The organism is Chitinophaga skermanii (assembly GCF_003259335.1).
GTDB classification, from domain to species: Bacteria; Bacteroidota; Bacteroidia; order Chitinophagales; family Chitinophagaceae; genus Chitinophaga; species Chitinophaga skermanii.
Genome location: NZ_QLLL01000009.1, coordinates 1 through 11,542, shown reverse-complemented (window position 1 = coordinate 11,542; position 11,542 = coordinate 1). Strand labels below are relative to the sequence as shown.

At 42.2% G+C, this 11,542-nt stretch carries 9 protein-coding genes, 2 tRNA genes and 1 riboswitch; of the genes, 8 read left to right on the top strand and 3 right to left on the bottom strand.

Going from position 1 to position 11,542, the window contains the following annotated elements; translation table 11 throughout:
- Positions 1-334: 334 nt before the first annotated feature.
- Positions 335-1,684, bottom strand: coding sequence for a S41 family peptidase (locus LX64_RS20860; RefSeq protein ID WP_111599649.1), 1,350 nt, complete (start codon positions 1,682-1,684; stop codon positions 335-337).
- Between the two features lie 25 nt (positions 1,685-1,709).
- Positions 1,710-2,234, bottom strand: a complete 525-nt coding sequence (locus tag LX64_RS20855; RefSeq protein ID WP_111599648.1) for an RNA polymerase sigma-70 factor — start codon at positions 2,232-2,234, stop codon at positions 1,710-1,712.
- 140 nt (positions 2,235-2,374) lie between these two features.
- On the opposite strand from LX64_RS20855, the gene LX64_RS20850 reads away from it, so the two are divergent.
- From LX64_RS20850 to LX64_RS20820, 7 genes are all read left to right on the top strand, one after another.
- The gene (locus tag LX64_RS20850) at positions 2,375-2,977 is read left to right on the top strand and encodes a DUF4254 domain-containing protein (protein ID WP_111599647.1); all 603 of its coding nucleotides are present in this window, start codon (positions 2,375-2,377) and stop codon (positions 2,975-2,977) included.
- A gap of 8 nt (positions 2,978-2,985) precedes the next feature.
- On the top strand, positions 2,986-4,014 hold the full coding sequence (locus tag LX64_RS20845; RefSeq protein WP_111599861.1) for a glycosyltransferase family 9 protein: 1,029 nt from the start codon (positions 2,986-2,988) through the stop codon (positions 4,012-4,014).
- Positions 4,015-4,127: 113 nt separating this feature from the next.
- Positions 4,128-4,198, top strand: a tRNA-Gln gene (locus tag LX64_RS20840).
- 54 nt (positions 4,199-4,252) lie between these two features.
- Positions 4,253-4,323 (top strand) — tRNA-Gln (locus tag LX64_RS20835).
- A gap of 198 nt (positions 4,324-4,521) precedes the next feature.
- Positions 4,522-4,965 carry a GNAT family N-acetyltransferase gene (locus LX64_RS20830; protein WP_111599646.1) on the top strand — a complete coding sequence of 148 codons (444 nt, stop codon included), beginning with the start codon at positions 4,522-4,524 and terminating at the stop codon, positions 4,963-4,965.
- A 74-nt stretch (positions 4,966-5,039) separates the two neighbouring features.
- A riboswitch (cobalamin riboswitch) is annotated at positions 5,040-5,230 on the top strand.
- A gap of 141 nt (positions 5,231-5,371) precedes the next feature.
- A complete protein-coding gene (locus LX64_RS20825; protein WP_111599645.1) occupies positions 5,372-6,685 on the top strand; it encodes a DUF5074 domain-containing protein in 1,314 nt (437 codons plus the stop codon).
- 305 nt (positions 6,686-6,990) lie between these two features.
- Positions 6,991-7,854, top strand: coding sequence for a pirin family protein (locus LX64_RS20820; protein ID WP_111599644.1), 864 nt, complete (start codon positions 6,991-6,993; stop codon positions 7,852-7,854).
- Between the two features lie 68 nt (positions 7,855-7,922).
- Here the strand turns inward: LX64_RS20820 and LX64_RS20815 are convergent, their stop codons facing one another.
- Positions 7,923-10,292, bottom strand: a complete 2,370-nt coding sequence (locus LX64_RS20815) for an ABC transporter permease (RefSeq protein WP_111599643.1) — start codon at positions 10,290-10,292, stop codon at positions 7,923-7,925.
- 193 nt (positions 10,293-10,485) lie between these two features.
- Between LX64_RS20815 and LX64_RS20810 the strand changes: the two genes are divergently transcribed.
- Positions 10,486-10,725: a hypothetical protein gene (locus tag LX64_RS20810; RefSeq protein WP_111599642.1), complete on the top strand. Its 240-nt coding sequence runs from the start codon at positions 10,486-10,488 to the stop codon at positions 10,723-10,725.
- The last annotated feature ends 817 nt before the right edge of the window (positions 10,726-11,542 follow it).

Genomic DNA, 11,542 nt, shown 5'->3' with positions numbered 1-11,542 from the left:
TAAATTGCATTAACCTCAGAAATGTGACAGATAACGAAAACGAAAAGAGGACAGTTTAAACACAGCTAACTTTAAGTATTTTTTTTAACCCGTTAATACCGATTAGAAGTACCGTTAAAAGAAGTTCAACAATTAACTTAATAGACCATGCGCACAACCCGCACAGGCAACATTGAAAAATGTAACACTGTGGCTGTTTTTGGGCGCGTCAATATAAAACTTATGCTGTTTTATACAGGCCTCGTTTTGCCTGTTAAAACGTAAACTATTGCATTCTCGAACATTCACATGATTTTATGCACGGCACATTGTTTCTACAATGTGCCTTTTTATTTTATCTAACCGGTAACACAATAGGTAATCCATCACTTTGTGTACTTAGTAAGCGTGCACGTGGTATAGGAAGAAGTGTGTTTTGAACGCGTGCTTGCCCTCCGATAAGTTGTAAGGCCTTTGCGATTAATACATCTTTCTCATCTCCCAAAGTCAATAAGGGCAGATGATCCAGTTCGTTAACGCTATAAGTTGGTGTAATCCCACGATCATAATTTCCTTGTCCATTTGCATTCGATAATTTGTAAGCAATAGGCAGCATGATGTAGGGAATCCTTTGAGGTACACGCAAGTCGCGCACTATGATAGCGCCTACATCTTTGCCATGGGTAGTTTCACCAATGGTAACTACGTTCATATGTACCGGGAGATTATTGATGAGTAATTCTGCCGCCGACATTGTTCTTTTGGTACAAAGGATAAATATGCGTGGTAATTGAAGTCTTGCATCTTGTAGTTGTGATAAAGTGTAAGGTTGACCACTTTCAACTGCACGCATTATTTGTTGATATGTCAATAATTGATGACCAATTTTTTTATTACCGGTATATCCTACGAAATTACTATTCTCTTGTACACCCGGAGCTACCATTGCAGCCATTATACCGGCAGCTGCAACGCTACCGCCATTGTTGTAGCGGAGGTCGAGTATAAGCTCATTCACCCCATTATTCTTAAAAGCCCGGAAACTTTGTAACAAGTTTGTGTTATAGGCATCGTTGAAGCTGTTATAAAAAAGGTACCCCACTTTGCGCCCACCTACCGTAAATGTCCTGGTAACATAAATGGGATTTTCGCCTTGGGTAGCACCGTTCAGCATAAGTGTAATGCTATCGGCTGAGAAATCCCTTTTTAAGAGGGTAAAATGCCCCGTTCGGGCTGTTAGGAGGGTTTGGGTTAATGTAGCGGCATTTTCCGGCGTAAGTACTTGGTCGTTGATTTTTGAGAAACACAAGCCGCGGGCAAACCCGTTATTGGCTGCTGTGCCTCCCGGGATCACTAACTCCACTACCCCTACTTGTAAGCCGTTGACAGGTACGACGCTATAATGCATCCCAAAGGTATACAGGAAGTTCGTAGGGCGCGTATTGGGCTCGTTTGGGTTGTAAATGGCTGAATAGGGATCGGAAGGATGTAAAAGGCTGTAAAAGTACGGGGAGGCTGCTAGGTTGCTTTGCATGGCATTATGGGGTAGGCCGGCTTCCCAATAATAAAGGAGGCGAAGGCTGTCGAGTATCCATTGGCGGGTTTCGGTGTTGGTAACCGGGCCTAGAGGCATGGGATTATCCTCCTTCTTGCAGGCAGTAAAACATAGTGCCAGTAGAAGTATTGGCGTAAATACTTTATGCATAATGTAATGATTGAAAGCATGGATGTTATTCGGCTAAACGGGTTTTTAGTTCTTGCCGGATAAATTGAATGGCCAGCCCAATGTGGTTCCTGACCGTAGTAGGTGATAGGGATAACTGGGAGGCAATTTCCTTGTGCGACTTGCCTTTTTCGCGGCTAAGAATGTACACTTGGCGGCGTTGTTCTGGCATTTTCGCAATCACTTTACGCATTTGTTGCTGTAATTCTTTGTCTTCCAATTGCCTAGGTTCGCCGGTGGAGGGCTCTTCGGAAGCGTGTTGCTCCTTTATGTTGGCCATTATTTTTTGCTCGCGGTAGAAGCGCCGGGCTTCATCGACGACGAGGTTTTTGACAAACACGAATAGTAAGGGGAATACATCTTCACCCGGTTTTACGGCGTGGATGTTTTCCCAAAGGCGAATAAAGCAAAGTTGTGTGATCTCGTCGGCCCGGGATTCGCTCCCGGTTAATTTCAGGGCAAAACGGTAAACTTTGTCTTTATTGGCTTCAAACAGTTCATCAAACAATATATGCAACGGGTTGTCACGCATAAATAGGTTGTTAGCGCATTTCGGGAAATAAATGTATAAATCACATATTACCTGGATGTTAAGAAGCGCTGTTTTCCTACAAAAAAATGAAAAGAGCGCCCGCCTTTTATTTTTCCAGAATAGAGATTTACATTTGTCGCATGTTTACAGAATTGTGTACCAAAGTATTTAACCAAGCCATCGCGGATTTTCATGTGCATAACGATGTGTACAAAGCGATGGAGAACCCGTATGAAAAAGCGGCAATCGAGCACTTGCTCTATATGAAAAACTATATCGACACGGTGCAATGGCACTTGGAAGATATTATCCGCGATCCGAAAATCGACCCAGTTGCAGCCTTGGAATTGAAACGCTGGATCGATCGTTCGAACCAAGAGCGTACCGATATGGTGGAATACATCGACAGCTATTTCTTACAACAATACAGCCAAGTAACGCCCCAAGCAGGCGCTTCAATCAATACAGAAAGCCCGGCATGGGCCATTGATCGCTTGTCGATTTTGGCACTGAAGATCTACCATATGCAAGAGGAAGCAACCCGTGTAGATGCTACACCAGAACACCGCGCGGCTTGCCAAGCAAAGCTGGATATTTTGTTAGCACAACAGGTTGACTTATCCACTGCCATCGAGGAATTGTTGCAAGACATTGCCAATGGTCGTAAATACATGAAAGTGTACCGCCAGATGAAGATGTACAATGATCCATCATTGAACCCGGTATTATACGCGAAAAAATAATGGAATCTTTGAAAACGATAGTTGCCATACGCTTTTCGGCGATGGGAGATGCGGCCATGACCATCCCGGTAATGCGGAATGTTTTGGCCGCTAATCCTGGCATCCAAATCGTGTTTGTAACAAATGCGAAATGGGGCGCCATGTGCGAAGGCATTCCTAGGTTAATATTTTTCCCGGCCGATTTAAAAGGTGAACACAAAGGCGTACCCGGTTTATTTAAGCTTTTCAGGCAAATTAAAAGTCGCTATAAAGTGAGTGCCGTGGCGGATTTACACCAAGTATTACGCTCGCAAATTGTACGTACCTTCTTTAGATGTACATTCACGAAAGTGGCCGTAATCGATAAAGGAAGGGCAGGAAAGAAAGCATTAACCAGGCAAGAAAACAAGGTAATGGAACCGCTTACTACTACAGTGGAGCGCTATGCCGAAGTGTTCCGAAAGTTGGGATACCAAGCACCATTAGACCCATTGCCACGCGAGCGGAAGCCTTTGCCTGCGAACGTTTCAGCAATTGTAGGAGAGAAAGGTGGAGATCATTGGATTGCCATTGCTCCCTTTGCTACTTACCGTGAAAAGATGTATCCATTAGCAAAAATGGAAGCAGTGATCGCGCATTTCTCCCAACAAGCGAATACAAAAATATTGTTGTTTGGCGGGGGAAAGAAGGAAGTAGAACAATTGCAAGCCGTACAAGAGAAATACCCGAATACTGTACTACTTGCTGGCCGCGTAGGTTTGGCAGAGGAGCTAGCGGTGATTTCGAATGTAGATGTAATGGTGAGTATGGACTCGGCTAATATGCATTTAGCTTCGTTATTTGCAGTACCGGTTGTGTCGGTTTGGGGCGCTACGCATCCATTTGCCGGCTTTATGGGGTATGGACAAAGCGATGCAAATGCAGTGCAAATAGAATTAAGTTGCAGGCCATGTTCTGTGTTTGGAAATAAACCTTGTTTTAGAGGCGATTGGGCATGCATGGAAGACATATTGCCTAGTCAAATAATATATAAAATAGAACAACTGTTAAAAAAATAATTCGTTGTAAGTCTTACTGGTAAAGGGTTTTAGCTGATGCTTCAAAAAAAATAGAAAAAAATATTTTGCAGTTATCAAAAAAGTTCTACTTTTGCCATCCAATCGAAAATGATTGCCCAATAGTATAATGGTAGTACAGCAGATTTTGGTTCTGCTTGTCTTGGTTCGAATCCAGGTTGGGCAACAAAAAATTCGGCTTAAAAAGTAGGTCGATTTGCTCAAGAAAAACATTTTAGATTGCCCAATAGTATAATGGTAGTACAGCAGATTTTGGTTCTGCTTGTCTTGGTTCGAATCCAGGTTGGGCAACAAAAAGCGACTCGTTTTCCGGGTCGCTTTTGTTGTTTTAGGGCGCTTGTGTTTTAGTTAATCCCGTTCAGTAGAATAACCAACCTTGAAGTGAGTGACACAACGGTGGCCACACCATAGATACCCACGCTCGTTACCCCGCTAAAAAAATCCTTTCATATTTTATGATAACCTGGTAATTTGAATAAAAATTTATTCATGCACATACGTATTGCCGAGCCGCGCGATTATCCTCGAATAATAGCCTTGATACAAGAATTTGCCGCCTTTATTGGTACACCGGGAAAAGTAAGTGTTACCGTGGAAAGCATGGAGCGTGATCAAGCTATTTTTAATGGGCTTGTGGCCGAGGAAAACGGGGATATTATTGGTTTTGCTACTTATTTCTTCGCCTATTATTCTTGGTCGGGAAAGGCGCTTTATTTGGATGATTTATTTGTGCAAGAAACTTACCGTGGAAGGAATATTGGCACCCAATTATTCGACCAGGTATTAACCATTGCTCGTTCCCAAGGCTGTGTGAAAATGCGTTGGCAAGTATCGCGATGGAATGAGGCGGCAAAAGCATTCTATGTAAAGCGCGGCGCCGTATTAGATGAAGTTGAAATGAATTGCGATATAAATTTCAATGAGCCATTGTAACATTCCCACCCACCGCAGCGTTTTACCAATCGAGTATTGGTAAAGTGAATTTTGGATTTTAAAGATCGATCGTGTAGGTTTGCACCGCGTTTGGTTACATGTAGTATGTATGAAAAGGGAACCCAGTGTGAACCTGGGGCTATCCCCGTAGCTGTAAATTTGCAAATCGTTCTCGGCACTCCAATGCCACTGTCTCTACATAGAGACGGGAAGGCCGCCGGGAAAGCAATCAAGCCAGAAGACCTGCCAATCTGCATTCTAAAATAGTGTTTGCTTTCGGGAGAAAGGCTGCATGAAATTTATTTTCACATGATTCAAAGAGCACAATCATAGGCTATATAGCCGGTATGGACTATTGACGCATGTGTGTATCAAGAATCGTAAATATTTATTTTAAATAAGCAACATGAAAAAAAATCTACTTGGCTGGATGGCACTTGCTGCCTTGAGCGTTACGGCTGCTTGTAACAAGGATGATAATAGCCCTACCATTCGCCCGCATATTACAACCGAATTCGCAGCGGATACAATTGAAATTGGTGAGAGTGTTACCTTGTCGCCTAAGCTGGATATTCGTGACGGTGTGTCGTACGAATGGAAAGTAGATAATGTTCCTGTAAGTAAAGATACTGCCTATACTTTCAAAGCCACTGCCCGCGGTAGCTACCGTGTAGTATTAACGGCTGCTAACAAGGCTGGTAGAGATTCTGGTGTATACTCGATCTTTGCGCCTGGTCCTTACGATTTAGGTTTCGCGTTGATTACGGAAGGTTGGTTCGGACATGGTACCGGTAACTTACAGTTCTATAGCTATAAAACAAACACGTTAAAGGATTCTGTTTTCTTGAAAGAAAATCCATCTGCTACCTTGGGTGCTAACGGTAATACTTTGCAATACGGTACTTTCTTCAATAACAAAATCTACATGGTAGTAAAAGCCGGCGGCCCAGTTGTGGCGGTAGATGCGTTCACAATGAAAGAATCGGCTCGTGTTGCAGCAGGTGGCCAATATACTTCTATTGTTGGTATTGAAGCGAACCGTGGTTTAATTGGTGGTAATGCCGGTTTGAACGAGATTGATATGACGACCATGACTGTTGGTAAGAAAATCAACAATGTAACAGGTTATATCGGCAACATGTTACGTGCGAATGATAAAATATTTGTATTGTCGCAAGACAGTGGTATCGTGGTATTGAAACAAAACGATTACTCTATTGTAAAAGTAATGGGTAAAGCAAACTATGGTTTTGTAACAGGTACCGATGGTTTGATTTATGCCGCTACAGGTACAAAAATGTGGAGCATCAACCCTTACAACTTAGCAACAGATTCCGTTACGCTTCCATTTACAGTTCCATCACCATGGGGTGTATGGAGAAGTGTTCCCATGGCAGCTTCTACAAAAGATGCTTACATTTTCTTAGCGCCTGCGAACGGTTATCAAGGCGGTACAAAAATATACCGTTATGTAAAAGGTAATGCAACTTCTGTTACTACACCATTCATTACCGTACCAAGTGGCCAGTTCATCTACGGTACCGGTATTGCTTATAACGCTTGGAAAGATGAGTTGATCGTTACAACTACCAACTCTGGTTGGGGTGGTAGCACCAACTACTTATTGTTCTATAACGCGAAAACAGGTGAATTAAAAACCGATAAAACGGTTACATACAGTGGCTGGCACTTTACAGCTATGCCAATTATGTTGCAGTAATTATATTGTAGGATGAAGAATATTACCCCGGCATGCTTGCATGCCGGGGTTTTTTATGTAGAGGACTTACTTTGTAGCGCTTTAATTTCATCGGTTTGAAATAAGTATCGACCATCTTCGTTTTTTATCTGCTTAAACCAATCATGGGGTTTGAATTCCTTTACAATCGAGGCAAGAGGTATGTTGTTGACCAGTGTGTATTTCTCAATATATTGTTCCTTACTAAATGTAATAAATACTGTTAAACTTTATATACCCTATCAACCTCTCCGCCGAATTTTTGTTACCTAATAAAAACCGCGCGGATGAGAAAAAATATCGTTCATATTTTACCTGCCACTGAAAGAATTACCGGCGAGAAAATAATCGTGCTGGAAACTTTGCCCAACGAAGCCTTCAATGCCAATCCCTTTATTCGTTTACAACATCACCCGCCGGCCGATATCCCGGCCTGCTCGCAGTACGAACGCCTAAGGCCACATCCACACCGCGGCTTTGCCCTGGTAACGTTTATGCTGCAAGGTGAAAGCTTTCATAAAGACAGTGACGGGAATGATGCGATCATCAAACCCGGGGATGTGCAATATATGTTTGCCGGCAAAGGGTTATTGCATAGTGAAGGCCCTTCTGCACAGTATATAGAATGCGGAGGCCCGTATGAATATATCCAGCTATGGTTAAATGTGCCTGCCGAGCATAAACTCGACCCACCCACTTATCAACGTGCAGTTAAGGCGGCTATCCCGTCGGCCATCGACGACTTAGGAGTTAATATTCGTTTACCCATGGGGAATTACCAAAGCATGCAAGCACCTATTCAAACCTTTACACCTACCACGGCACTATTCGGCGAATTGGTGAATAACCACGATATTCTCCTTACTGTGCCCAGTGGCGAGCATACTTTGTTGTACGTGGCGAATGGCAGTGTAACCATCAACGATGACGAAGATAATCTCATCACCGAGCATCACTTAGTCGTATTTGAAAGCGAAAATAATGAAGTGAAAATAACCGCTGATGGAAGTGCACAAATATTGTTTTTATCGGCCATGCCACTTCAAGAGCCTATACAGGTAAGCGGAAACTTCGTGATGAATACGGAAGAGGAAATTAAGCAAGCCTACAGCGACGAGATAGAAGGCAATTACGGGGAATTACCATATTAACAAAACAATAAAAAAACGTCCTCCATGCAAGAGGACGTTTTTCATTTCTATATAAAAAAATAGGAACATTACTCTGATCGTAAACTCTTAATTGGATTGGCCAAAGCCGCTTTCACCGATTGGAAACTGATGGTGAATAAAGCAATCAAAATAGCGAGCATGCCACTGGTAGCGAACACTGTCCAACTTAATGCAATCCTGTATTCAAAATCGTTCAACCAATGTTTCATGGCGAAGTAAGCAATTGGCATCGAGATGAGAATAGAGATGAAAACCAATTGGATAAAATCTTTGCTAAGTAATGTAATAATACCGCCTACGCTTGCGCCTAATGCTTTACGTACGCCAATTTCGCGTGTACGTACATGAGCTGTATAAGTGGCCAAGCCAAATAAACCTAAGCAAGAAATGAATATCGCGATGATAGAGAATACTTGGAACAATTGGCTGGTACGTGTTTCGAACGCGTATATGCGGTTGTACGTTTTATCGAGGAAGTTATAATCACTCAGCAAATTGGGATTGTATTTTTTCCAGGTTGCTTCAATGGTGGCAATAGCTGCAGCGGCATCTTTCCCCGTTGTTTTTACGTACATCATGCTCGATTGTTGTTCGCCGGCATAGAAGATAATTAACGGGGCTATTTTCTTTTTGAGGGAAGCAAAGTGGAAATCTTTCACCACCCCAATGATGGTGCCTTTACGCCCACGAACGGTGAATGAATGCCCAATAGGGTCTTTAATATTGGCTTCGCGTACCGCCGTTTCGTTGAGGATATAATGGGTTGAATCGCTGACTGCTCCTGTAAAATTAGCGCCTGCGGTTAATTTCATCTTATAGAACGGGATGAAATCTTTATCGATACCCGTCATGAAAACCATGAAAGTTGTGTTCGGTTCTTTTTCTGGCCAATCGTTATTACCCGTTTGCCATTGGATGTTAGCTACGTTGGATGTACCTCTTGCTACATCTTTGATGGCTGGGTTTTTTAACAATTCGTCGCGTACTGCATCGTAATGTTTTCCAATATTGCGCATACTTAAACCAATCACGTGCTCTTTGTTGAAGCCAAGTTCTTTTGAGCGCATGTACTTCAATTGCGACCCAATTACGAAGGTGCCGATGATGAGTAAAATAGAAAATCCAAACTGCACTACCACTAACGATTTACGTAGGAAATTGCTAGAGATACTACCCTTAATTTTACCTTTTAATGCTTTTAACGGTTCGAAAGATGACAGTAACAATGCTGGGTAAATACTAGCCGCTATCATGGTGCCAACGATCGTATAAAAAATAACCAACCATATGCTTGTGTTGGTTAAATCGAACCTAAGTTCTGTGCCTGATAGGTCGTTAAAGTAAGGTAAGCATACTTTTATAGCTACCAACGCGAATACCGCTGCCAGTGAAAATAGCAAAGCTGTTTCAATGATGAACTGTAGGAATAATTGGAATTTACCTGCGCCCACAATTTTTCTTAAGCTCACTTCTTTCGAACGAAGCATAGCACGAGCCGTAGACAGGTTTACGTAGTTAATGCTAGCGATCAACAAGATAATGATGGCGATAAGCGTGAACATACGAACAGTGGAAAGCCCGGCTGGTTCAGTGTCGGTTGCCCATAAATGTATTTTTCCTACATTAAGGAGCATGTATGTTAAATCGGTATCGTCGGGTTTCTGTTGCAAGTGTAAAGCTAGCATCTTCTTTTTCAGTTGCACAAGGTCAATGCCCGGTTCCAATAATAAATACGAGTTGTATTCAAAGTAGTTAAAGTCGTTTGTTAGTGTATACCCTGGTCTCGATTCTTGGTAGAGGGCTTCGTATTTCTTTAATGGCATCATCGCCGAGAAATCGAAATTAGAGTTGGTGGGGAAATCTTCTAGTACACCTGTAACGGTGAAGGTGAGGTTATTTTCGGTTTGAATGGGTTTACCCATGGGGTCTTCCTTTCCGAATAGTTTTTCGGCTGTTTTTTGGGTGATAACAATAGAGTTGTTATCTGCGAAGGGGTGATTTCTATCGCCGCTAATGAACCTAAAATCGAACATGGTGAAGAAATTAGGATCAAGGAAAACAGTGTTTCCATCGGCAGACATCACGTTTTGATTATGTTTGAATTGTGTGATCAGCCAGTTGTTAGTAATGCGTGTTGCATCTTTCACCCCAGGTGCTTGCATTTTCGCAAGGTGGGTAATGGGTGAAACGGAGGCGTTCCAAACTTGTTGCGTGGTGCCGCTGCCCACTAATGATTGCACCTTGTAAATGTTTTTTGATTCCTTGTGGAAGGTATCGAAACTAGTTTCGTGTTGTACCCACAAGATAATCATCAATCCAACTGCTAAACCAATAGTGAGGCCAGCAATGTTAATTGCCGAGTAAAACTTGTTTTTTACTAGGTTACGCCATGCTGTCTTGAAATAGTTTTTAAACATAATAAGGTTTTAAAAAGGCTAATGTTAGTGCTGGATGCAGCAGCATGCTTGCTGCGCCAAAAAACATACCATGGTCAATTTTATTTTTAAACTATTGATGATCAGTTAGTTGATGTTGAATGCAGTTTCCTTAAACGTCCGATTTCGCACATTGTTTGTTCGGAATTGCACGTAACTCATGTAAATTGCAGGCATGGACGCTTTCACAATTGCTATACCCTTTAACAACGAAGAAAAAGAAGTCACCATCCTCCCAGTGCAACAAGGTTACGTGATGAAATTAATGGTTACCATCGATGATGTAGAATTTATTTATGAATTAGACGATGAAGGTAAATGGCGTGCTATTATGCCCGGTGATTTGCCAGCAAAAATGCCGGGTAACGACTTATTACAAGCAGTGGCCGATGAGTTGGATAAATACCTATCCTAACAAGCCGTTTCTGCACCATCTGAATACTTCCTCTCATAACCTCTTTTAAAGCCGAATTTTGGACGATCTCCTGCTTCAAGTACACAAAGGCGAATCACCCATTTTAAATCAAAAATGAAGCCCTAAATGGGTATTTGAGCCATCCCTGGCAAATATTGATAAGATTCATTTGCATCCAAGCGAAATTAGATAAATGCATGTAATACTGTGCTTACGTAACATTTTAGGTCTTGCGTAATCAATGTGCGTGGTTGAACAAAGGATAGGTGCTTTTCGTGCGCCTAACCCACTTAAAGCATTGGATGGGCTGAAAGGCCTGTCGTTACAGGGGGTACGTTTTTAAACACTTGAAGATAAATTAGTTACAAAGGCGAGGATAGGCTACCTCTATACTGGGCTTGAGTTTGGATAGGCTGGAGATAGGCTTTAGATAGGGTAGGGATAGGCTTAGGATAGGGTCGAGATAGGGTAAAGATAGGGTGGGGATAGGGTGCAAATATGGTCGGGATAGGGAATGTCACGTCCTAAAATAGGTTTACACCCTTGTTAGATAATCCGGATAAAGGTTTACACCTGTAGTTGTTAATCCGTATAATAGTTTACAGTTCCAAAGATTAAAAAAAAGAACCTATTACTACTACTTATTATAGTTTTTCTTTTTTTGCTTCTTTTTTTCTTTTTACAATCCACCTGGATTTGTGGATAACCGGCCTTGGGCACCTGTAGGTGACGCACCCTTTTGCTGCCATCTCATGGCCATTTTACCATGTTGATGATGCGCTTGTGCAGGGGTTAAGTAGTTGCAGCTACTGTGTGG

Bases quoted from the DNA above. Each gene is read 5' to 3' on its own strand.
- LX64_RS20860 (WP_111599649.1), bottom strand. From the start codon at position 1,684: ATGCATAAAGTATTTACGCCAATACTTCTACTGGCACTATGTTTTACT.
- LX64_RS20855 (WP_111599648.1), bottom strand. From the start codon at position 2,234: ATGCGTGACAACCCGTTGCATATATTGTTTGATGAACTGTTTGAAGCC.
- LX64_RS20850 (WP_111599647.1), top strand. From the start codon at position 2,375: ATGTTTACAGAATTGTGTACCAAAGTATTTAACCAAGCCATCGCGGAT.
- LX64_RS20830 (WP_111599646.1), top strand. From the start codon at position 4,522: ATGCACATACGTATTGCCGAGCCGCGCGATTATCCTCGAATAATAGCC.
- LX64_RS20825 (WP_111599645.1), top strand. From the start codon at position 5,372: ATGAAAAAAAATCTACTTGGCTGGATGGCACTTGCTGCCTTGAGCGTT.
- LX64_RS20820 (WP_111599644.1), top strand. From the start codon at position 6,991: ATGAGAAAAAATATCGTTCATATTTTACCTGCCACTGAAAGAATTACC.
- LX64_RS20815 (WP_111599643.1), bottom strand. From the start codon at position 10,292: ATGTTTAAAAACTATTTCAAGACAGCATGGCGTAACCTAGTAAAAAAC.
- LX64_RS20810 (WP_111599642.1), top strand. From the start codon at position 10,486: ATGGACGCTTTCACAATTGCTATACCCTTTAACAACGAAGAAAAAGAA.